Annotated in this window: 20 protein-coding genes and 5 tRNA genes; 3 read left to right on the top strand and 22 right to left on the bottom strand. The window is 63.7% G+C overall.

The window, feature by feature from the left end:
- Nucleotide 1 precedes the first annotated feature (1 nt).
- The 5 genes from KQI11_RS10085 to KQI11_RS13330 all read right to left on the bottom strand — a co-directional run bounded on the left by KQI11_RS10085 (nt 2) and on the right by KQI11_RS13330 (nt 3,126).
- Nucleotides 2-532, bottom strand: coding sequence for a hypothetical protein (locus tag KQI11_RS10085; protein ID WP_216402029.1), 531 nt, complete (start codon nt 530-532; stop codon nt 2-4).
- Nucleotides 529-990, bottom strand: a complete 462-nt coding sequence (locus tag KQI11_RS10080) for a hypothetical protein (RefSeq protein ID WP_216402028.1) — start codon at nt 988-990, stop codon at nt 529-531. Before KQI11_RS10080 ends, KQI11_RS10085 begins: the two co-directional genes overlap by 4 nt.
- A 658-nt stretch (nt 991-1,648) precedes the next feature.
- Nucleotides 1,649-2,128, bottom strand: a complete 480-nt coding sequence (locus KQI11_RS10075; protein ID WP_216402027.1) for a flavodoxin — start codon at nt 2,126-2,128, stop codon at nt 1,649-1,651.
- Nucleotides 2,129-2,148: 20 nt separating this feature from the next.
- Nucleotides 2,149-2,784 (bottom strand): flavodoxin, encoded by a 636-nt coding sequence (locus tag KQI11_RS10070; RefSeq protein WP_216402026.1) that lies wholly within the window; start codon nt 2,782-2,784, stop codon nt 2,149-2,151.
- A 72-nt stretch (nt 2,785-2,856) separates the two neighbouring features.
- A complete protein-coding gene (locus KQI11_RS13330; RefSeq protein ID WP_353653968.1) occupies nt 2,857-3,126 on the bottom strand; it encodes an aldo/keto reductase in 270 nt (89 codons plus the stop codon).
- Between KQI11_RS13330 and KQI11_RS13325 the strand changes: the two genes are divergently transcribed.
- Complete coding sequence (locus KQI11_RS13325; RefSeq protein ID WP_353653967.1) at nt 3,106-3,396, top strand: LysR substrate-binding domain-containing protein; 291 nt, start codon at nt 3,106-3,108, stop codon at nt 3,394-3,396. The genes KQI11_RS13330 and KQI11_RS13325 overlap by 21 nt on opposite strands.
- Before the next feature lie 436 nt (nt 3,397-3,832).
- Here KQI11_RS13325 and KQI11_RS10060 read toward each other — a convergent pair.
- From KQI11_RS10060 to ruvC, 16 genes are all read right to left on the bottom strand, one after another.
- A tRNA-Gln gene (locus tag KQI11_RS10060) sits at nt 3,833-3,908 on the bottom strand.
- Nucleotides 3,909-3,957: 49 nt separating this feature from the next.
- A tRNA-His gene (locus KQI11_RS10055) sits at nt 3,958-4,035 on the bottom strand.
- Between the two features lie 5 nt (nt 4,036-4,040).
- Nucleotides 4,041-4,117 (bottom strand) — tRNA-Arg (locus KQI11_RS10050).
- Nucleotides 4,118-4,162: 45 nt separating this feature from the next.
- A tRNA-Gly gene (locus tag KQI11_RS10045) sits at nt 4,163-4,236 on the bottom strand.
- Nucleotides 4,237-4,440: 204 nt separating this feature from the next.
- Nucleotides 4,441-6,726, bottom strand: a complete 2,286-nt coding sequence (locus tag KQI11_RS10040) for an ATP-dependent Clp protease ATP-binding subunit (RefSeq protein ID WP_216402025.1) — start codon at nt 6,724-6,726, stop codon at nt 4,441-4,443.
- Between the two features lie 191 nt (nt 6,727-6,917).
- Entirely contained in the window at nt 6,918-7,616 is a 699-nt protein-coding gene (locus KQI11_RS10035) for a CvpA family protein (RefSeq protein ID WP_216402024.1), read from the bottom strand.
- Nucleotides 7,617-7,701: 85 nt separating this feature from the next.
- Nucleotides 7,702-8,856 carry a DUF5711 family protein gene (locus KQI11_RS10030; protein WP_216402023.1) on the bottom strand — a complete coding sequence of 385 codons (1,155 nt, stop codon included), beginning with the start codon at nt 8,854-8,856 and terminating at the stop codon, nt 7,702-7,704.
- Nucleotides 8,857-8,874: 18 nt separating this feature from the next.
- A complete protein-coding gene (gene truA / locus KQI11_RS10025) occupies nt 8,875-9,654 on the bottom strand; it encodes a tRNA pseudouridine(38-40) synthase TruA (RefSeq protein ID WP_185916484.1) in 780 nt (259 codons plus the stop codon).
- 20 nt (nt 9,655-9,674) lie between these two features.
- Entirely contained in the window at nt 9,675-10,472 is a 798-nt protein-coding gene (locus KQI11_RS10020; RefSeq protein WP_216402022.1) for an energy-coupling factor transporter transmembrane component T family protein, read from the bottom strand.
- Nucleotides 10,469-11,341 carry an energy-coupling factor transporter ATPase gene (locus tag KQI11_RS10015; protein ID WP_216402021.1) on the bottom strand — a complete coding sequence of 291 codons (873 nt, stop codon included), beginning with the start codon at nt 11,339-11,341 and terminating at the stop codon, nt 10,469-10,471. Before KQI11_RS10015 ends, KQI11_RS10020 begins: the two co-directional genes overlap by 4 nt.
- Nucleotides 11,338-12,192 carry an energy-coupling factor transporter ATPase gene (locus KQI11_RS10010; protein ID WP_185916486.1) on the bottom strand — a complete coding sequence of 285 codons (855 nt, stop codon included), beginning with the start codon at nt 12,190-12,192 and terminating at the stop codon, nt 11,338-11,340. The genes KQI11_RS10015 and KQI11_RS10010 overlap by 4 nt, the downstream gene beginning before the upstream one ends.
- 871 nt (nt 12,193-13,063) lie before the next feature.
- Complete coding sequence (locus KQI11_RS10005; protein ID WP_216402020.1) at nt 13,064-13,945, bottom strand: class I SAM-dependent methyltransferase; 882 nt, start codon at nt 13,943-13,945, stop codon at nt 13,064-13,066.
- Nucleotides 13,946-13,948: 3 nt separating this feature from the next.
- Nucleotides 13,949-15,295: a phosphoglucosamine mutase gene (glmM, locus tag KQI11_RS10000; RefSeq protein ID WP_216402019.1), complete on the bottom strand. Its 1,347-nt coding sequence runs from the start codon at nt 15,293-15,295 to the stop codon at nt 13,949-13,951.
- Nucleotides 15,296-15,410: 115 nt separating this feature from the next.
- Nucleotides 15,411-16,454: a Holliday junction branch migration DNA helicase RuvB gene (gene ruvB / locus KQI11_RS09995; RefSeq protein WP_216402059.1), complete on the bottom strand. Its 1,044-nt coding sequence runs from the start codon at nt 16,452-16,454 to the stop codon at nt 15,411-15,413.
- Between the two features lie 22 nt (nt 16,455-16,476).
- Nucleotides 16,477-17,085, bottom strand: coding sequence for a Holliday junction branch migration protein RuvA (gene ruvA, locus KQI11_RS09990; RefSeq protein ID WP_185916489.1), 609 nt, complete (start codon nt 17,083-17,085; stop codon nt 16,477-16,479).
- A 42-nt stretch (nt 17,086-17,127) separates the two neighbouring features.
- Nucleotides 17,128-17,637, bottom strand: a complete 510-nt coding sequence (ruvC, locus tag KQI11_RS09985; RefSeq protein ID WP_021661278.1) for a crossover junction endodeoxyribonuclease RuvC — start codon at nt 17,635-17,637, stop codon at nt 17,128-17,130.
- A gap of 361 nt (nt 17,638-17,998) precedes the next feature.
- Here ruvC and KQI11_RS09980 point away from each other — a divergent pair.
- Nucleotides 17,999-18,074: transfer RNA gene (locus KQI11_RS09980), tRNA-Val, on the top strand.
- A gap of 197 nt (nt 18,075-18,271) precedes the next feature.
- Here the strand turns inward: KQI11_RS09980 and KQI11_RS09975 are convergent.
- Nucleotides 18,272-18,496 carry a hypothetical protein gene (locus KQI11_RS09975; RefSeq protein WP_021659955.1) on the bottom strand — a complete coding sequence of 75 codons (225 nt, stop codon included), beginning with the start codon at nt 18,494-18,496 and terminating at the stop codon, nt 18,272-18,274.
- 767 nt (nt 18,497-19,263) lie between these two features.
- Between KQI11_RS09975 and KQI11_RS09970 the strand changes: the two genes are divergently transcribed.
- Nucleotides 19,264-20,262, top strand: a complete 999-nt coding sequence (locus tag KQI11_RS09970) for an asparaginase (protein ID WP_216402018.1) — start codon at nt 19,264-19,266, stop codon at nt 20,260-20,262.
- Nucleotides 20,263-20,463: the final 201 nt, after the last annotated feature.

Genomic DNA, 20,463 nt, shown 5'->3' with positions numbered 1-20,463 from the left:
CTCAACCCACGGCCAACCACTGGGAATTGTACTCCACAACGTTTCGTCTTAAAGCGGCGAGATACTTCTCCCAATCGCCTTCGGCAATGCTCCACTGTTCACAGATTTCCGCGCGGGTGTAGTTGTCGGAAAGCATTTGCGCCACCCCCAATAAACGGCTACTGACTCGCCCAAGAGAAGAGAGAAAATCGTGAAAGTCCACCGCATTTTCAAAACAGTTTGTAGCACAAAAAAGCCCTGAAATGGGAATGTCGTCATCCCTGCTGGCAGAGGCATCCAAAAAAACCCGCTCTGCACGTAGGATACGGTTGTTTTTCTTTCGCTCTTCTATGAGTTCCGCCTTTACACAGAATTCGGCATAGGGCAGAAAATCGGAACGGCTTTTTATCCATGTTCGCATAGCGCATAAAAATGCCGTCTGTGCGATCAAAAAGGCATCCTCTGTGCCAACCCCTTTGCCATATTGCTTACACCATGATCTCACCGTATCCGAAAAGGCGTCGATCACGTCTATTTCCTCTATTTTGTTCACTGGCTGTTACCCACAGACAGCATGGCCGCCAAATCGGTTTTTCTGGCCTTTCTCACCCGTTTAGAGACGGGAGACTGCGGAAGAAAATGGTGATTTGGATCGCATTCGCCGACCAATCTTCCCTCCCCTGCCTCTTTGAGCGGAAAAAAGGCAGGCAAAGAAATTTGAGCTTGCTCTAAAACATCTTTTAGCGCCCGGATAGAGACGGTTCCTCCTCTGGGGGTCTTGGATGCAGACCCATCGTTGTCCGGCAAAAATTCGAGACAGATCAACCGTTGCTTTGCCGAAAATAAAACCCGAACAAAGTGATTTTTATCATTTGAAAAGGCATATAAAATCGTTTTGCTGTTTAGTCGCAGTGTCCCGTCTGCCATCGCACTGACAGATAGAGATGAATATCTGCTGGCATTTGGCTGCACCACCTGAAATGACTGAAAATCGACTGAATCTATATTCATTTTAAAATTCCTTCTTTCTTGCCGCTACATCCATTGTACTGCAATAAATAAGGCATGGATACTGGCACAACCGCCATTCTTTTCGGTGGGATTCTATCTATTATTCATTTAGAATAATTATTTTTATCTACCTTATATTTATAAATCCCAAAATCAGATTGCCGACATAGGAAATCAACTTTGCCAGACTGCAGCCCATGAAAGCATTCCTGCAAACGGAGAGACTGCTGTGCGCTTCTGCCCTTTATCATCCCTACACAAGGTGCAAGGCATCTTCCAAAAAGGAGGGCGACAACCTGGGCAAAAATCAAATCGCTTATGAACCCTGGAAAAAACTGCTTCCAGCGAAGCAGTCAAACAGCGACTCTAGCGCCAACTATGCCAATCCCCCACCTCAAAGTGCTCATAAGGGGCAGTACAGACAAAAAAGGAGAGCGAACGTCTGCATCGGCCGCCGAAGAAAAACGCGCTCCCCCCCACCTCATATACAACCATTATGCTAATTGGTATTTTCCCGCAAGCTCACCCAACAGAAGACTGCGTGTGCTTTTGCAGAAACAAACCCCGACATTTGCACAAAAATGAGGAGTCAGCCGCCTTTGAGCGACTGGCTCCTCGTTCCATTACAACAAAGGGAGCGATCCGCCCTCTCTGCACTTTACAGCCCCAACCCATCGACCCAGGCCTTTAGCTCCGTCGCCGACACACCGGCGCGAAAGCACCTGCCCTCCCGCAGGTCGGCCCCGCGACAGGAGCCCTGCAGCTCCTGGTTGGTGCGGCCCATCCCGCTGCCGCCGGAGGTGGCGAAGGGGACGATCACCTTGCCGTCCAGGCGGTAACTCTCCAAAAAGGTGTTGATGATGGTCGGCGCCAGGTACCACCAGATGGGGAACCCCAGGTAAATCACGCCGTACTCCTCCATCCCCTCCACCCGGCCGGCGATGGCCGGGCGGGAAGAGGGGTCTCTCATCTCCACGCTGCTGCGGCTGTTTTTGTCCGTCCAGTCCAAGTCTGCCGGGGTGTAAGGCCGCTCCGGGCAAATTTCATACAGGTCCGCCCCCACGGTGGAGGCCAGTGTCTTTGCCAATTTTTCGGTGGTTTTGCTGGCGCTGAAATACGCCACCAGTTGTCTGCTCATCCCGTCCATCTCCTTCTTTCTCACTGTTCTGCCCGCGGCGGCAGTTCCAGGCCGCCGACCCACTGGGCCATCTCCTCATAGGAGGTGCCGCCGGCAAACCGCCGGCCGGTAAGCCAGGTGACCCCTTCCCCGCAGAGGGGGTGCAGCTGCTCGGCGCTGGAACCGATGTCGCTGCTGCCGGAGGTGCAAAAGGGCACCACCGTCTTGCCGCCAAAGTCGTAGCTCTCCAAAAAGGTGCTGACGATCCGGGGGGCCTGGCCCCACCAGATCGGGTAGCCCAAAAGGACGATGTCGTACCCCTCCATCCCCTCCATCCGGGCGGCGATGGCCGGGCGGGCGGCGGCGTCTCCCATCTCGACGCTGGCGCGGCTGCCGTTGTCGCTTTCATTCAGGTCGTCGGCCGTGTAGGGGATTTCCGGCTCGATTTCATAGAGGTCTGCGCCCAGGGCCTGCGCCGCATAGCGGGCCAGGGTCTCGGTGTTCCCCGTGGCCGAAAAATAGGCCACCAGCACCCGTTGCGGCCTTTCCTCGCTCTCTCCCGTCGGGGCCGACTGGCTGGGCGAGGGGTCGGACCGGCCCCCGTTTGCCGGCGCGCCGCAGCCCGCCAGGCAGCAGAGTGCCAGCACCAGTGTCAGCAAAAAGGGCGATCGCTTCATCTTTGATTCCTCCCAAAGGCCCGCGCGCGCTGCGCGGGCCGGTCTCTGTTTTGTCCGGGGCCGTCGGCCCCTTTACAGGCTGGTCAGCACCGGGTTTCGCAGGTAGTCGTACACCCGCTTCACCTCGCTGGGCTCCCCGGGGTCCAGCAGGGTGGGGCGGCCCCTGTCCAGGGTGGCGATTTGGGCCATCTCCCCCTCGTCCAGCGCAAAGTCCCAGACGGCCAGGTTTTCCGCCATCCGCTCCCGGTGCACCGATTTGGGAATGACCGCCACCCCCTGTTGCAGGTCCCAGCGCAAAATCACCTGGGCGGGGGTCTTGCCGTGCCGCCGGGCGATGGCCACCAGCACCTGGACTGGTTCGGGGTGGACAGCGCCGCCCTTCAGGTCGTCGCCACCTACAACCTCATCTACAACGCCACCTTCTTGGTGGAGCGGGGGATCGGCTACGCCCTCTGTCTGGAGGGGCTGGTGAACACCCAGGGGCGCGACCTGGCTTTTCGCCCCATCGAGTCGGAACTGTCGGTGGGGCTGTACATCGCCACCAAGAAGTACCAGACCTTCTCCCCCGCCGTCAAGGCCTTTCTGGAGCAGATCCGGGAGGGGGCGCGATAGGGCTTTTGTCGGAGAGAGAGGGTTTTGGGGGAAGAGAGGTGGTCAAAGACGCCCCTCTCGCTCACCAACTGCGGGTCGCCCTGTGGCTTTGCGCGCAGATTGCCGGATGGGCAAAGGGGGGGGGGAGGATGCCAATTGGCATCCTCCCCTTGTTTTCTGTCGGTTTTATATTGCGGGCATGGGCACAAGGCGGCCCCTCCCACAAAGTGGGGGCGTTCTGGATGCAGTGATCGATCGCTGCGCCCGTCCCGCATAAAAGGGCGCCACTTTCAGCGCGGGTGCAAAACCGCATCAAAAAAGTCCCGAATGCAAATTGCACGTCGAGACCCCCGCCCGAATCCGAGTTGCTAAAAAAGATGCCTGCCAAAAACGCAGGCACAAAGCAAAACGCACCCCATAAAGTGAGGTGCGTGACTTGGGAGCGGCAGCTTGCCGCTGGTTGGACCGGCAGGATTCGAACCTGCGGAATGACGGAGTCAAAGTCCGTTGCCTTACCCCTTGGCGACGGTCCAATAAAATGTTTAAAGCTGTGAAGGTCGTTCACAGCTTTAAACACACATATGGGGTGGATAGTGGGATTCGAACCCACGATCTCCAGAGCCACAATCTGGCGTTCTAACCAAGCTGAACCATACCCACCATAATGGCGCGCCTAAAGAGACTCGAACTCCTGACCCACTGCTTAGAAGGCAGTTGCTCTATCCTGCTGAGCTATAGGCGCATAGTTGTGGCGACTGCCGCCCTTGTGGCAAACCGGCAGGAGCGCTGGAGCGGGTGATGGGAATCGAACCCACGTAGCCAGCTTGGAAGGCTGGAATTCTACCATTGAACTACACCCGCATGTGGCAGCGATAGTTAGTTTACCACATTGGCCCCCTTTTTGTCAAGACAATTGGGGCACAAAATTAAGGCGTTCGCGAGACAGATGCGGGACGGCGGTCGGGGGGGACATCCTCTCCCCCACCCCCTTCCCCACAGCCACAAAAAGCGCCCCTGCGGGGTCAAAATCCCGCAGGGGCGCTTTTCCTTTTAGATGCTAAAATCTCACATGGCGGCGACGACGAGGCCCTCTTCGCCCACGGTGACGGCGATGTCGGTGGGCGGGGCGGCAAACTGCTGCACAATGAGCTCGCTCACCGGGTCCTCCACCTCGCGGCGGATGCACTTGGCAATGCTGCGGGCGCCGGCCTTCTCGTCAAAGGCCTTCTGGGCGATGAAGCGCAGGGCGTCGTCGCCGTAGCGCAGGGCGATCCCCCGCTTGGCGATCGACTCGGCCAGCTCCTTCATCTGCATCCCGGCGATCTTGGCGTACTGCTCCACATTCAGGGGGTCAAAGACGATGATCTCGTCCACCCGGCCCAAAAACTCGGGGCGCAGGAACTCGGAGAGGGACTTCTTGGCGTTCTCGCGGGAGACCTCGGCCTTGGTCTTGGCAAAGCCCATGGCGTTCTGGTTGCGCTCGCTGCCGGCGTTGGAAGTCATGACGATGATGGTCTTTTCAAAGTTGACCCGGCGGCCGTGGGCGTCGGTGATGCGGCCCTCGTCGAGGATCTGCAGGAGGACGTTGAGGACGTCGGGGTGGGCCTTCTCGATCTCGTCCAGGAGGATGACCGAGTAGGGCTTGCGCCGCACCTTTTCGGTGAGCTGTCCGGCCTCGTCGTAACCCACATACCCCGGAGGGGAGCCGATGATTTTAGAGACCGAGTGCTTCTCCATGTACTCGGACATATCCAGCCGGATGAGGGGGTCCACCGAGTCGAAGAGGATGGAGGACATGACCTTCACCAGCTCGGTCTTCCCCACCCCGGTGGGGCCCACAAAGATGAAGGAGGCGGGGCGGTGTTTGTCGGTCAACTGCACCCGGTGGCGCTTGATGGCCTTGCAGAGCTGGTCCACCGCCTCGTCCTGGCCGACGATCTTCTGGTGGATGGCCTCCTTCAAGCCGGCGACCTTCTGCAGTTCGGTCTCCTTGATTTTGGAGGCGGGGATGCCGGTCCAGAGCTGGATGACGGTGGCCAGGTCGTCCTCGGTCACCTGGACCGAGCAGGCCGCGGGCTCCAGCTCCAGCAGCCGGTCTTTGAGCTGCAGCACCCGGCTCTTGACCTCGGCCAGCCGCTCGTAGTCGATCTCCTCCCCCTTCTCCTGGGCGCTCTCGATGTCCCGCTGCTCCTGCTGCAGGGCGTCGTACTCCTTGCCCAGCTTCTCGTACTCGGCCAGTTCCTTGCTGGCCAGGGAGGCGCAGGCGCAGGCCTCGTCGATCAGGTCGATGGCCTTGTCGGGGAGGAAGCGGTCGGTTATGTAGCGCTCGGACATCTCCACGGCGGCGGCGACGATGTTGTCGCTGAGCTTGACCTTGTGGTAGCGCTCGTAGTACTGCTTGATGCCCCGCAGCACCTCGGTGGCGTCCTCGATCGAGGGCTCCTCCACCTTGACCGGCTGGAAGCGGCGCTCCAGGGCGGCGTCCTTCTCGATGTACTTGCGGTACTCGTCGTAGGTGGTGGCGCCGATGACCTGGATCTCCCCTCGGGAGAGGGCGGGCTTTAAGATGTTGGCGGCGTTCATCGATCCCTCGGAGTCGCCGGTGCCCACCAGGTTGTGGATCTCGTCGATGAAGAGGATGATGTTGCCCAGGCCCTTGACCTCGCTGATGAGGCCCTTCATCCGGCTCTCGAACTGGCCCCGGAACTGGGTGCCCGCCACCAGGGAGGTCAGGTCCATCAGGTAGATCTCCTTGTCGGCCAGCCGGGCGGGGACGTTGCCCGAGGCGATGCGCTGGGCGATCCCCTCGGCGATGGCAGTCTTGCCGACGCCGGGCTCGCCGATGAGGCAGGGGTTGTTCTTGGTGCGGCGGGAGAGGATCTGGGTCACCCGGTAGACCTCGCTGTCCCGGCCGACGATGTTGTCCAGCTTCCCGTCGAGCGCCTTCTGGGTGAGGTTTTCACAGTAGGTGTCCAGGTACTTGCGCTTGGGGCGCGCCTCTCCCTTTTTCTTCTTTGAGGGCTGTTTCTGGCCCTCCTTGGGGGGCTCGGCGCTGGTCTCCGGCACCTCGCCGTTTTGGAACATGTTGAGGAAGGGGAAGGTGGCGGAGCCGCCGGCCTCAAAGTCGGACTCCTCCCCCTCGGGGCTCTGGCCGGCCAGCTCCATGAGCTGCTCGCTCATGGCCTCGATGTCGTCGTCCCCAATGCCCATTTTATCCAGCAGGTCGTTGACCGGTTTGACCCCCAGCTCTTTGGCGCAGGTGAGACAGAGGCCCTCGTTGATGGTCTTGTCCCCCTCCATCCGGGTCATAAAGACCACGGCCATACGTTTTTTACAGCGCGAACAAAGCATAACAATAACTCCTAAATTTGAAGGCTCCCACCGGGCAAAGCCGCCCGGGGGCGCGGAATAACGAGACTATTATACACCAATCTGGTAAAAAAGGGTACTGGAATCATCAAGAAAACGGGAGAGCACACGCCCTCCCGCCTACAAATCGATCCTTCCCTGGTGCCCGAAGGACAGTATACCAAATATCCTCCCTAAATAAATGGACCCATTTTGTAGAAAATGTTAAAAAGATATGACTGGGAGATGACCTCGCTGTTGACGCCCGGCCAGCCCCCGGTGAGGGAGATGAGCAGCCCCAGCACCGCCGCCGCCAGAAAGAGGATGAGGCAGCCCTGCAGCACCCCCAGCAGCGCCCCCAGAAAGTGGTTGGCCCCGCTGATGAGGGGGAGGTGGTTGAAGATGTCGAAGGCCCGGGCGATGAGCCCCACGGCGATGCCGAAGAGGATGAGAAAGACCAGGAAGAAGGCCATGTGCAGGGCCATCACCACCACCGGCCCGCAGGCGTAGTCAGTGACGGCGGCGGCCATCCCCTCCACCCCTTTGGAGAGGGACTGTTCCAGCTGGTGGGCGGCGATCTGCCCCTCCTCGCCGCTGAGGTGGGCCAGCCAGCCGGCCCACTTCCCCATCCCCTGCTGGAGGGCAGCCCCCGCGTCGGTGCCGGTAAAGCCCTGCAGGTTTTGCAGCACGCTGTCGTAGACCGGCTGGCGGACAAAGTGGGCAAAGACCCAGCGGGCCGCCGGCTCGCTGGCAAAATAGGCCCCGACCAGGGCCGCCAGCCCCCCCACAAAGCTCACCAGGGTGCGCATAAAGCCCCGCTTGGCGGCCGTGCAGGCGGCGATGATGACGATGAGCAGGGCGGCCAAATCGTAGAGCAGCCAAATCACGCGCATTCTCCTCTCTCAGCGGTCGGCCCTGGGGCGGGCGGGTTTCGCGGCCGTTCCCCCTTCTCCCACCCCAGGACAGGGGTTGAAGGGGCTACAGGGTCAGTTTTTCCAGGCTGTCGTTGGTCTGCACGAAAAGGGCCTTGCCGGCGCCGCTCAAGTCCAGACAGGGCTTGCCGATGTCGGTGGTGGAGAGGACGGTGCCGTCCTTTTTGTAGACGGTGAGGTCGCTGTGGCCGAGGACCGCGATCTTCCCCCCGGAGGCGTAGACCCCCACGATCTCGCGGCCCACCTCCACCGTGGCCTTGACCTGGCCCTTCTGCCCCACCAGCAGCACCTTGTTCAGGTGGCTCTGGGTGTTGTCCCCCAGGGCCACGGCGTAGTCGCCGCCGCCGATGTTGCCGATGGCGAGGACGCTGCCCTCAAAGGCGGTGCTCCCCGCCAGGGAGCCGTCCTTCTTCAGCGCGAAGACCTGGTCGTCGCAGACCAGTTGGATAGTGCTGCCCTCCCACCGCATCTGCAGGGCGAGGGAGCCGGGGAACTCGGTGCGGGAGAGCTCCTCCTCCCGGTGGATGTTCAGGGCGTAGACCACGGTGGTGACCCGCCCGTCCACCGCATTGACGCAGGCCACCGCCAAATTCCCCCCGCTGCCCATGGACACCGAGAGGATGTACTCCTTGGAAGAGGACCAGCCAAAGACCAGCTGCTGGTTGCGGTCGTAGACCGAGACCTGGCCCAGGTACCGGTCAGAGCCGGTGGCCACCGCCACGTTGCCGCTGGCGTCCACGTCGGCGTCGACGATGGTCATCTCGGCAGTCTTTTTGTAGACCTGGGTGGTCTTGGAGTAGAGGGCGAACTCCCGGTTGCCCCGGTCAAAGACCACCGTGTTCCCCCCCCGCACCTTCATCTGGGGCTCGTCCATGCTGTGGGGGATGTTCTTCACCTGTTTGGCGGTCTTGTTGTAGGTGATGATCTCGCTGTCGGTCAGCACCTCCAGCGCCCCCATGGTGGAGCACTGCAGGTCCCTGGGGACCCCGCTGCCCAGATCCAGGGGGTAGCCCTCCCCCTTTTGCAGGTTGGAGGTCATGTTGCCCCAGACGGCGCCCAGGTTTTCCGCCGTGAGGAGGTGGCGGTAGCCGTACCCCACCACCAGCACCACCGCCAACAGGGCCAGCAGGACCAGCTTTTTGACGGTCTTCTTCCGCTTTTTCTTGCGGCGGGCAAGTTCGATGTCAGAGAGTTCTCGCACGGGGAGTCACCTTCTTTCTCACCAGAGTGTGGGGGCCAGGGAGCGCACCGCTTCCCAGCCGGGGAGGTCGTAAAAGACCCGATCTAAGTAGAGGCCCCGGGCCGGGGCGGTCTGCCCGGCCTGCAGCCGGTCCCTGCCGGCCAGGAGGGCGCAGACGTCGTCGGGGAGGAGGCCACGCGCCATCTCCACCGCGGTGCCCACCAGGATGCGCACCATGTTGTAGAGAAAGCCGTCGGCCCGGGCGGTGAAGATCAGCCGCGGCCCCTCCCGGCGCACCGAGAACTCCTCCAGACAGCGGACGGTGTCCTCCTGCTCGGTCTTGGGGGAGCAGACGGCCCGAAAGTCGCGGCGGCCCTCAAACTGGCGGCAGATGGCGTTCAGCCGCCCCTCGTCCAGCCGCCCGGCCTGCTGCCAGCAGAGGTCGGCCCCGAAGGGGGGGCGGCAGTGGCTCTCCAGCAGGCGGTAGCTGTACGCCTTGCCCAGGCAGTCGTAGCGGGGGTGAAAGCCCGCCGGCACCTCCCTGGCGTGGTAGACGGCGATGTCCGGCGGGAGGTGAAAGTTCAGCGCCAGGGGCAGTTTTTCGCAGGGGATCGGCCGCTCGGTGCCAAAGGAGAGGCAGAACATGTTGGCGTGCACCCCCGCGTCGGTGCGGGAGCAGCCCTTCACGTCGGGCCGGTGGCCCAGCACCCGCTCCAGCGCGTCCTGGATGGCCGCGCAGACGCTGGGGGCGTTTTTTTGCACCTGAAAGCCGTGGTAGGCGGTGCCCCGGTAGCACAGGGCGATGAGGATGTTTCGCATAGGCCCCTCCCGTGGGTGGTTTAGAGGTAGTTGAGCAGGATGCAGCCGGTCACCACCGCGGCCATGCAGAGGGTGGCGCCGCCGTCCACCAGCCGCAGTTTGAGCTGCTTCATCCGGGTGCGGCCCTCGCCCCCCCGGTAGCAGCGGCACTCCATGGCCAGGGCCAGCTCGTCGGCCCGGCGGAAGGAGGAGACAAAGAGGGGGATGAGGATGGGGATGAGGGATTTGACCCGCTTCATCAGCCCGCCGGAGTCGATGTCGGCCCCGCGGGACTTCTGGGCGGCCATGATCTTGTCGGTCTCCTCCACCAGGGTGGGGATGAAGCGCAGGGTGATGGTCATCATCATCGCCAGCTCGTGGGCGGGGAAGTGGAGCTTGCTCAGGGGGCTGAGCAGCCGCTCCAACCCGTCGGTGAGGGCGATGGGCGAGGTGGTGTAGGTCAGCAGGGAGGTGCCGGCGATGAGGCAGACGATGCGCACCGACATGACGGCGGCAAAGCGCAGCCCCTCCCAGGTGATGTGAAAGACCCAGAACTCCCAGATGGGCTCGCCGGTGACAAAGAACATGTTGAGGACGCCGGTGAAGAGCACCAGGGGGATGACCGGCTTGAGGCTGCGCAGGATGACCTTGAGCTTGATTTTGGCCAGGGCGTAGCAGAAGACCAGAAAGGCCCCCGCCAGCAGGTAGCCCCAAAAGCTGTTTGTCAGAAAGAGGGCCACCACATAGGCGATGGTCAGCAGCAGCTTGACCCGCGGGTCCATCCGGTGCAGGGGGGAGTGGCCGGTGAAGTACTGGCCGATGGTGATGTCCTTGATCATCTCTCCGCCCCCCTCTCCGCCAACAGGCGCAAAATCTCCCCTTTGGCCTGGGCCACGGTGTAGACGGTGTCGCTCACCGGGTAGCCCCGCTGCCGCAGGGCCCTGAACACCTGGGTGATCTGGGGGATGCCCAGGCCGATGGCGCGGATCTCCTCGGCCCGGGAGAAGACCTCGTCCACCGTGCCGTAGAGGAGCACCCCGGTGTCGTTGAGCACCAGCACCTTGGTGGCGAATTTGGCCACGTCCTCCATCGAGTGGGAGACCAGCAGCACCGTGTTCCCCTTTTCGGCGTGATAGGCCTTGATCTGGCCCAGGATCATGTCCCGGCCCCGGGGGTCGAGGCCGGCGGTGGGCTCGTCGAGGATCAAGACCTCGGGGTCCATGGCCAGCACCCCGGCAATGGCCACCCGGCGCTTCTGCCCGCCGGAGAGCTCAAAGGGGGACTTGTCCAGCATCTCCTCCCCCAAACCCACAAAGCGGGCCGCGTCCCGCACCCGGGCGTCCACCTCTTCCTCCGAAAGGCCCATGTTCTTGGGGCCAAAGGAGATGTCCTTGTAGACGCTCTCCTCGAAGAGCTGGTACTCGGGGTACTGAAAGCAGAGCCCCACCTTGAAGCGGAACCTGCGGAGCTGCTCTTTGTCCTGCCAGATGTCCTCCCCGTCGATGAGGACCTGGCCCGAGGTGGGCCGCAGCAGCCCGTTGAGCTGCTGGATGAGGGTGGATTTGCCCGAGCCGGTCTGGCCGATGACCCCTACGAACTCCCCCCGCTCGATCTGCAAGTTGACATCCCGAAGGGCCACCTTTTCCGTCGGCAGGCCGGGGTTGTAGACATACCCCAGGCCCCGGGTCTCGATCACCGGCGCGCTCATCTGTCCACCTCCCCTAACAGGCCGCAGAGGGCCTCGACACAGTCCTCCACCGAGAGGGCGTCCTCGGGGCAGTCGATCCCCTCGCGGCGCAGCTGGTGGAGCAGTTCGGCGGTCTGGGGCACGTCCAGGCCGATGGCCTGCAGCTCCTCCACCCGGGCAAAGACCGCCGCCGGGCTGTCGTCCATCAAAATTTCGCCGTCGTTCATCACCACCACCCGGTCGGCCTGGGCGGCCTCGTCCATGTAGTGGGTGATGAGGACCACCGTCATCCCCGCCCGGTTGAGTTCGCGCAGGGTGGCGAGGATGCGGCGGCGGCCGTGGGGGTCGAGCATGGCGGTGGGCTCGTCGAGGACGATGCAGTCCGGGCCCATGGCCAGCACCCCGGCGATGGCCACCCGCTGTTTCTGCCCGCCGGAGAGCTGGTAGGTGGCGCTCTCCCGCCGGCTCGCCATCCCGGTCTGTTCCAGTGCCCAGTTCACCCGCTGGCGGATCTCCTCCGGCGGGACGCCCAGGTTTTCGGGGGCGAAGGCCACGTCCTCCTCGACGATGGTGGCGACGATCTGGTTGTCGGGGTTTTGAAAGACCATCCCCACCTTCTGGCGGATGTCGAAGATCCGCTCGTCGTCGCGGGTGTCGATCCCCTCGACCAAGACCGTCCCCTCGGTGGGGAGGAGGATGCCGTTGAGGTGCTTGGCCAGGGTGGATTTGCCGCAGCCGTTGTGCCCCAAAACAGCCAAGAACTGGCCGCCCGGCACCGAGAGGGAGAGGTCTTTGAGGACGGTTTCGCCCTGCTGCCCCTCCCTGCTGTACCGGAAGACCAGGTCTCTGCACTCGAGTAAGTTCTCTGCCATTTTCTCCAATGTATCTCCTAACTGGTTGTCTGTGCGGGGAGGACCCCGCCGCGCGGTCCCGTCCCCCCTGCCGGGCAGAGGGGTTCCAGGCCGAATCAAGGGTCGCCGGAGCGGGCGGGATGTGCGCGCCCGCCCCGGCGGTGTTTGGGTCCGCGCCAGCGCGCAGCCCCCTTTCCATGCAAAAAAATGCTCTGTCCCCGGCCACACCGTTTCACCGGGAGCGGGAGACCCGCCTGTCTCCGACAACGCCGTCCCGCCGGAGTGCTCCCGGAAGCGGGACACAAGCCGGTTTGCCGGGGGAAGACTGCCAGACGGCAGTCGACAGGCGGAGGGTGTCAAGGCGCAAATGCCTTTGGGGACCGGGAATTTGCCCATTCCCGACAGCCCCCGCCCCGCCGGGGAACTCCCAGCAGCGGCACGCGGCCCGGTTTTGCCAAGGGCAAAACCGCCAAATGGCGGTTGGCAAAGAGCGGTGTCAAAGCGCAAACGCCATCAGGTACCGGGAAGCCGCTCGCTTACGACAACACCGCCCCACCGGGAAACTCCCGGCAGCGGGACACGGCCCGGTTTTGCCAAGGGCAAAATCGCCAAACGGCGGTTGGCAAAGAGCGGTGCCAAAGCGCAAGCGCCGCCGGGTACCGGGAACCCGCTTGCTCCCGGCAGTGGGACACGGCCCGGTTTTGCCAAAGGCAAAATCGCCAAGCGGCGGTTGGCAAAGAGCGGTGTCAAAGTGCAAGCGCCGTCAGGTACCGGGGAGCCGCTCGCTCCCAAACTCACCGCCTCACCGGGGCGCTCCCAGCAGCGGGACACGGCCCGGTTTTGCCAAGGGCAAAATCGCCAAACAGTGTTTGGCGAAGGGCTGTGTCAAAGCTCAAACGCTGAAAGCGTTTGAGCGGAGCCAGAGCGCCGTGTTCCCGCAGGGGAGGGCCAGGCCGGTGGACTGCACCGGCAGGCCGATCTCGTCCGCCTCCACCCGGCCGCCCCGGCGGGGGATGAGGACGGCCCCCAGCAGGTGGGCCATCACCGAGGGGGAGAGGCCGGTGGTGTAGCTGTTGAGGGCAAAGAAGAGGGGGGCGTCGGAGAGCACCTGTTCGCAGAGGCAGACCAGGTCGTAGATCTGGTCCTCCAACTTCCACACCTCGCCCCCCGGCCCCCGGCCGTAGGAGGGCGGGTCCATGATGACGGCGTCGTAGCGGTTGCCCCGCCGGATCTCGCGGGCGACAAACTTCTCGCAGTCGTCCACGATCCAGCGGATGGGGCGCTCCCCCAGGCCGGAGAGGGCCGCGTTCTCCCGCGACCAGGCCACCATCCCCTTGGAGGCGTCCACGTGGCAGACGCTGGCCCCGGCCGCCGCGCAGGCCAGGGTGGCCCCGCCGGTGTAGGCAAAGAGGTTGAGCACCTTCACCGGGCGGCCGGCGGCGCGGATCAGTCCGTCGAAGAGGTCCCAGTTGGCGGCCTGTTCGGGGAAGAGGCCGGTGTGCTTAAAGCCGGTGGGGGAGATTTTAAAGGTCAGCTCCCGGTAGCGGATCTGCCAGCTCTCGGGGAGCTTTTTGCGGTACTCCCAGCGGCCGCCGCCGGTCTTGGAGCGGAGGTAGCGGGCGTCGGCCCTGTCCCAGAGGGCGGGGTCTTTCGGGGTGTTCCAGATGATCTGCGGGTCGGGGCGGATGAGAAGTTTGTCGCCCCACCGCTCCAACTTCTCCCCGCCGGAGCAGTCCAGCACCTGGTAGTCCCGCCAGTTCGCAGCCGGGCGCACGGCTTACAGCTGCCCCCGGATGGCGTCGGCGATGGCCTCGCCGATGCGCTGGATCTGGGCGTCGTCCTTCCCTTCGAGCATCACCCGCACCAGCGGCTCGGTGCCGGAGGCGCGCACCAGGATGCGGCCGCTCTCCCCCAGCTCGCTCTCGCCGGCGGCGATGGCGGCGGCCACCGCCGGGTTGGCGGCGATGTCCTTTTTGTCGCTGGGCACCTCCAGGTTGATGAGCACCTGGGGGTAGACCGCCATCACCGACGCCAACTCGCTGGCGCGGCGGCCGCTCTGGGCCAGCGTCTGCAACAGCTGCGAGGCCGAGAGCTGGCCGTCGCCGGTGGTCACGTGGTCCAAAAAGATGATGTGGCCCGACTGCTCGCCGCCGATGTTGTAGCCCTCTTTGAGCATCTCCTCCAGAACGTAGCGGTCGCCCACGGTGGTGACGGCGGTCTCGATGCCGTTGTTCTTGGCAAACTCGAAAAAGCCCATGTTGGTCATGACGGTGATCACCGCCGTGTCCCGCTTGAGCTGGCCGCTCTTCTTGAGGGCCTTGGCGAAGATGGCGATCATCTTGTCGCCGTCGATGAGCTCGCCGGTCTCGTCCACCGCCAGGCAGCGGTCGGCGTCGCCGTCAAAGGCCACCCCGATGTCGCAGCCGTTTTCCACCACGCACCGCTGCAGCTCTTCGATGTGGGTGGAGCCGCACTGCAAGTTGATGTTGGTGCCGTCGGGCCGGTCGTTGATGATGGTGCAGGAGGCCCCCAGGGCGGTGAAGAGCTTGCGGGCGGTGGCGCTGGCCGAGCCGTTGGCGCAGTCGATGGCCACCTTGAGCCCGGCGGCTGCCCGCTCCTCCACGGTGGAGAGGATATGGGCCACGTAGTCCTCCACCGCGGTGGTGCTGACGTGGACCTTGCCGATCTCGGTGCCGGTCTTGAGGGTCAGCTTCTCCGGGTGGTCGATGTGGTCCTCGATCTCGGCCTCGATGGCATCGGGCAGCTTGAAGCCCTGGCCGTTGAAGATCTTGATGCCGTTGAACTCCACCGGGTTGTGGGAGGCGGAGATCATCACCCCGGCGTCGGCGCCGTAGGCCCCCACCAGATAGGCGACGGCGGGGGTGGGGACCACCCCCAGCAGCTCCACGTCGGCCCCCACCGAACAGAGGCCGGCCGCCAGGGCCGACTCCAGCATGTCCGAGGACATGCGGGTGTCCTTGCCGATGATGATCCGCGCCTTCTTGTGGCTGTGCTCGGTGAGCACGGTGGCCGCGGCGCGGCCGATGGCCAGCGCCATCTCGCAGGTCAGTTCGCTGGTGTTGGCGACGCCGCGCACACCGTCGGTCCCAAAGTACTTGCCCATTTTCGATTCCTCCAAAATGAATTCTCTATAAGATACCACCAGGATATGAACAAATTGCAAAAAGCGGACGCCTTTTGCCCCGGCAGCCGTGTTTTTTTGCCGATTTTGCCCCGTTTTAGACCAGCCGCTGCTGGCCGTCGTCGGCCGGCGGGGCCTGCCGGGGGTCGGGGAGCCCCAGATGGGCGTAGGCCTTGGCGGTGGCCACCCGCCCCCGGGGGGTGCGGCCCAAAAAGCCCAGCTGGATGAGGAAGGGCTCGATGACGTCCTCGATGGTCACCGACTCCTCCCCCATGGCGGCGGCCAGGGTGTCCAGCCCCACCGGCCCCCCGCCGTAGTTGTGGATCATGATCTCCAGCATCCGCCGGTCGTTCTGGTCCAGGCCCAGGGGGTCGATCTCCAGCCGGGAGAGGGCCTCGTCGGCGATCTGGTCGGTGATGACCCCGTCGCCCATGACCTGGGCGAAGTCCCGCACCCGCTTGAGCAGCCGGTTGGCGATGCGGGGGGTCCCCCGAGAGCGGACAGCCAGCTCCCGGGCGCCCCCCTCCTCGCAGGGGATCTCCAGGATGGCCGCCGAGCGGGAGACGATCTTCTGCAGCTCGGGGTGGGTGTACATCTCCAGCCGCAGCACCACCCCGAACCGGTCCCGCAGGGGGGCGGTCAGCTGCCCGGCGCGGGTGGTGGCCCCGATGAGGGTGAAGGGGGGCAGGTCGATGCGGATGGAGCGGGCGCTGGGACCCTTGCCCACGATGATGTCCAGGGCGTAGTCCTCCATCGCCGGGTAGAGCACCTCCTCGACGCTGCGGTTGAGGCGGTGGATCTCGTCGATAAAGAGGATGTCCCCAGCGGACAGATTGGTCAGCAGGGCCGCCAGGTCCCCCGGCTTCTCGATGGCCGGGCCGGAGGTGATGCGGATACCCACATTCATCTCGTTTGCGACAATGCAGGCCAGGGTGGTCTTGCCCAGGCCGGGAGGGCCGTAGAGGAGGAGGTGGTCCAGCGGTTCGCCCCGCTTCTTGGCCGCCTCGATAAAGACCGAGAGGTTTTCCTTGGCCTTGGTCTGGCCCACATACTCCTCCAGGGTGCGGGGGCGGAGGTTTTGCTCCAGCTGGGCCTCGTCGGGGGTGTATTCGGGGGTCACCAGCCGGTTTTCATAGTCCATCTCATAACTGTCCACAGGCGCGCTACCTCCTTCCCGCCAGGGCCTTGAGGGCCCCCTTGATCAGCTCTTCCACCGGCAGGCTCTGCTCCAACTTGGAGACCGCCAGCGCCGCCTCGGACTGGGTGTAGCCCAGGGAGGTGAGGGCGGCCACGGCCTGTCCCACCTCGCTGTCCTCCCCGGCGGGGGTGATATCCTCCAGCGAGACCCCCTGGCCGCCCCCGAAGTCAAGGCCCTTGATTTTGTCCTTGAGTTCGAGGACGATGCGGTTGGCCAGCTTCTGCCCCACCCCGGGGGCGGCCGTCAGGCTCTTGGCATCGGAACTGGCGATGCAGAGGAGCACCCGGTCGGGGGGGTAGCTGGAGAGGATGGAGAGGGCGTTTCGCGGCCCCACCCCCGAGACGGTCACCAGCAGTTGAAAGCAGGAGAGCTCGGCCTGGGTGGAAAAGCCGTAGAGGTCGAGGGCGTCCTCCTTCACCGCCAGATGGGTGTAGAGGGTGGCCGTCTGCCCGGTGCGGGGCAGGTCGGCGATGGTGTTGCGGGTGGTCTTGCAGGAAAAGCCCACCCCGCCGCAGTTGATGACGGCCAGCTTGTCGGTCTTGACGGCCACCTCGCCGGTGAGGCTGTAAATCACGGGCACATGTCCCCTTTCTCGGCTTGTAAAATGGACGGTTTGCTATCTGCGCCCCTGGCGGGCGATGGCCGCCTGCAACAGGGAGCCGGAGCTGTGGGCGTGGCAGATGGCCACGGCCAGGGCGTCGGCGGTGTCGTCTGGTTTGGGGACGGCCTTCAGGTTGAGGAGGACGCGGGTCATCTCCATCACCTGGCTCTTGACGGCCTTGCCGTAGCCCACCACCGCCTGTTTGACCTGCATGGGGGTGTACTCGGCCACCGGCACCCCCCGCTGGGCCGCCGCCAGGAGGACCACCCCCCGGGCCTGGGCCACGTCGATGCCGGTGGTCTTGTTGTTGGTGAAGTAGAGCTTTTCCACCGACATGCAGTCGGGCCGATGGAGGTCGAGGATGCGGCACATCTCCTCGTAGATGGTGCACAGCCGCCCGCCGAAGGGGGTGTGGGCCGGGGTGAGGATGGCCCCGTAGTCCAGGGTGGTAAAGCGGTTGGCCCGGTACTCCACCACCCCGTAGCCCACGATGGCATAGCCGGGGTCAATGCCCAGAATCTTCATACGCACACTTCTCCATCTTAGAATTTGAACGGTATCAGTATAGCACAAACTCCCCGGCGCAACAACCGGAAAAGCGGTCCTGCCCCAGGGGGAACGAGAAGCCCTCTCCCCCGCCCGACGGGTGGGCCGGCAGGGGGGCAAGGGGCGGCCCGCGCCGGCCTTCCCCCCGGATCCCCCGCCCCCCTCAGAGCAGCCCGGGAAAGGGGGCGCGCCCGCCCCACCAAAAAAAGTTGCAAAAAATGAAAAAAAGGACTTGCTTTTTTCACCGCCTTGTACTATAATTTCAACCACAGGACAAGAGACGTTAAAGTTCTTTTAACAATCTGGTTCTGTTCTTTTTCCGAATGGACAAAGGTCATATGGACGATTAACTCAGCTGGTAGAGTGTCTGCTTGACGTGCAGGAAGTCGGGGGTTCGAGTCCCTCATCGTCCACCAGGGGTGCTGTTCCTGCAATAGCGGGGGCGGCATTTTTTTGCGCCCATTTTCTGCCGACGGCCAAGGGGGCCGCCCGGACAAATGCTCGTCCGGGCGGCCCCTTTTTCTTTTCCCCTACTCTTCCCTTTTCCTGCTCTTGCCCTTGCCCCTCCCCTTTTCTCTTGCCCTTTGCCCCTTTACTTGCCCCGCCAAAGCGCCTAGGCTGCGGCCCCGCGGTACCCCCAGCACCGCAGCCACGCCTGGGCGGCCCGGCGCAGGCCCGCCGGCGCGCCCTCGATCTGGAGGATGGCCTTGTAGACCACCGCCCAGAAGGAGCGGCTGTCTCCCGGCAGGGAAATTTGGTATTTCTGTGCGTAGGCCTCGATCCGCCGACGGTCCAGCGAAAAGAGCGCCCGGTCCCTGTCCTCTATGTACTGCTGCATGTTCGCTTCCCCCTTCTCTTGTTGACAGAGAGAGCATTGCCCCAAAATCGCCCCGTTATACCCCCGTCGGCGAAAAAATTTGACAGACCGGCAATCAGCGCGACATCTTTTATAAAAAAGGAGGCGGAGGCGGCGATCCGACAGGCGGCGGGAGCCGTTGTCAGGGACCGGGCGGGCCGGTTTCTGCTGGTGCGAAAGGTGCGGGTGGACACCCGGCAGGGCGATGGCGCCCCCCAGTAGGGGGTTGTCAAAGGGGGCGCTCGGCCGGGAGGGGGGGGCCGAAGGGGCCCTCTGGCGGGAGCTGTGGGAGGAGACCGGCAGCCGGGCGTTTGTGCTGGAGGCGCCTTCGCAGAGCCCATCTCCTTTTTCTTCCCGCCGGAGATGGCGGCGCGTTTGGGCGTTGCCGGGCAGGAGACCCGGATGTTTTTGCTGCACTACACCGACCGAACCCCTCTGGCGCCCGCCGACAGCGAGACCGACGCCCTGGAATTCGTGGGGGAAAGATGAGCTCCTGCGGCGGATGGCCCGCCGGGAGAGCCGGGACCCCTCCCCCAAAACCGAAGAAAAATGAGCCAAATCCCCCCTTCCCTTTAAAAAGGAAGGGGTTTTCCCGCCGCCATTGCAATGGCCGGCGGCCCCATGTAAAATGGAGGGGAAGATTATTCCCTTCTCTTTTTTTGCCTTTTGCCCGTTGCCCTTTACCCGTCGCTCCCACCGGCAGCGGCGGGGGCGGGGCCCACATCTCACCTGAAAAGGGGTTTTTGAACATGTCAAAGAAGATCCTCCTCCTCTCCACTGGGGGCACCATCGCCTCGGCCCCCACCGAACACGGGCTCGCCCCGGCGGTGGACGGGCGGGAACTGCTGTCGCGCATCGCCCCCTCGATACAGCAGTACCAGCTGGAGAGCGAGGACGTGCTCAACCTGGACTCCTCCAACATCCAGCCGGAGGAGTGGCAGGTCATCGCCCGCCGGGTCTACCAGCGGCACCTGGGGTACGACGGGATCGTCATCACCCACGGCACCGACACCATGGCCTACACCGCCTCGGCCCTGAGCTTTATGCTGCCGCAGATCCCCATCCCGGTGGTGTTCACCGGCAGCCAGCTCCCCCTGGCCGACCCCCTCTCCGACGCCTGGGAAAACCTGCGCGACGCCTTTGCCATGGCCGCCAGCGGCCAGCCGGGCATCTTCCTCTGCTTCAACCGCAAGGTGTCCCTGGGCTGTCGGGCGGTGAAGGTGCGCACCACCGGCTTTGACGCCTTTGAGAGCGTCAACTGCCCCTACGCCGCCAAGGTGGACTCCCGCGGGCTGCGCATCAACCCCTCGGTGGTGCGGCCGGCAGCCGGTCTCTGCCAGCTGAAGGACCAGCTGGACTGCCGGGTCATCCTCATCAAGCTGACCCCCGGCTTCAACCCGGACATCTTCGACATGCTGCTGGGGATGGACTACCGCGGCATCGTCATCGAGGCCTTCGGCATCGGCGGGCTGCACTTCATCCACCGGGATCTGGTGAGCAAGCTGCAAAAGGTGACCGAGGCCGGCATCTCGGTGGTGGTCTGCAGCCAGTGCCTCTACGAGGCCAGCGACTTCTCCGTCTACGAGACCGGCAAGCGGATTTTGGAAAAGGGGGTCATTCAGGGCCGGGACATGACCTCGGTGGCGGCGGTGACCAAGCTGATTTGGGCCCTGGGCCAGACCCAGGATCCCGCCCAGGTGCGGGCCCTCTTCGAGACCGACCTGGCCGGGGAGATCACCCTGGACTGATTTCCCCGCCCTGGCCGCGCAAAAAGTGGGGACAAGGGCGGCGGACATCCGGCACCCACTGGTGCGGGAGTCGAAGAGGGCGTTTGAAAAGGGAAAGCGGTTTTCTGCAACTGTCCAGGGCCGATCTTCCCTCTGCCGACGCTCTCTCAAAACGCCGCCGCTCTCACCGCCCCGATGGCGGGGGCTTTCATCCCGCCATGC

Origin of the sequence: Acetanaerobacterium sp. MSJ-12 (assembly GCF_018917875.1) — a bacterium.
GTDB classification, from domain to species: Bacteria; Bacillota; Clostridia; order Oscillospirales; family Ruminococcaceae; genus Bittarella; species Bittarella massiliensis.
This window is presented reverse-complemented; position numbering and strand designations above follow the sequence as displayed.

Bases quoted from the DNA above. Each gene is read 5' to 3' on its own strand.
- ruvC (WP_021661278.1), bottom strand. From the start codon at position 17,637: ATGAAGATTCTGGGCATTGACCCCGGCTATGCCATCGTGGGCTACGGG.
- KQI11_RS10070 (WP_216402026.1), bottom strand. From the start codon at position 2,784: ATGAAGCGATCGCCCTTTTTGCTGACACTGGTGCTGGCACTCTGCTGC.
- ruvB (WP_216402059.1), bottom strand. From the start codon at position 16,454: ATGGACTATGAAAACCGGCTGGTGACCCCCGAATACACCCCCGACGAG.
- truA (WP_185916484.1), bottom strand. From the start codon at position 9,654: ATGCGAAACATCCTCATCGCCCTGTGCTACCGGGGCACCGCCTACCAC.
- KQI11_RS10035 (WP_216402024.1), bottom strand. From the start codon at position 7,616: ATGCGCGTGATTTGGCTGCTCTACGATTTGGCCGCCCTGCTCATCGTC.
- KQI11_RS10015 (WP_216402021.1), bottom strand. From the start codon at position 11,341: ATGAGCGCGCCGGTGATCGAGACCCGGGGCCTGGGGTATGTCTACAAC.
- KQI11_RS10075 (WP_216402027.1), bottom strand. From the start codon at position 2,128: ATGAGCAGACAACTGGTGGCGTATTTCAGCGCCAGCAAAACCACCGAA.
- KQI11_RS09975 (WP_021659955.1), bottom strand. From the start codon at position 18,496: ATGCAGCAGTACATAGAGGACAGGGACCGGGCGCTCTTTTCGCTGGAC.
- KQI11_RS10020 (WP_216402022.1), bottom strand. From the start codon at position 10,472: ATGATCAAGGACATCACCATCGGCCAGTACTTCACCGGCCACTCCCCC.
- KQI11_RS10080 (WP_216402028.1), bottom strand. From the start codon at position 990: ATGAATATAGATTCAGTCGATTTTCAGTCATTTCAGGTGGTGCAGCCA.
- KQI11_RS10040 (WP_216402025.1), bottom strand. From the start codon at position 6,726: ATGCTTTGTTCGCGCTGTAAAAAACGTATGGCCGTGGTCTTTATGACC.
- glmM (WP_216402019.1), bottom strand. From the start codon at position 15,295: ATGGGCAAGTACTTTGGGACCGACGGTGTGCGCGGCGTCGCCAACACC.
- KQI11_RS09970 (WP_216402018.1), top strand. From the start codon at position 19,264: ATGTCAAAGAAGATCCTCCTCCTCTCCACTGGGGGCACCATCGCCTCG.
- KQI11_RS10010 (WP_185916486.1), bottom strand. From the start codon at position 12,192: ATGGCAGAGAACTTACTCGAGTGCAGAGACCTGGTCTTCCGGTACAGC.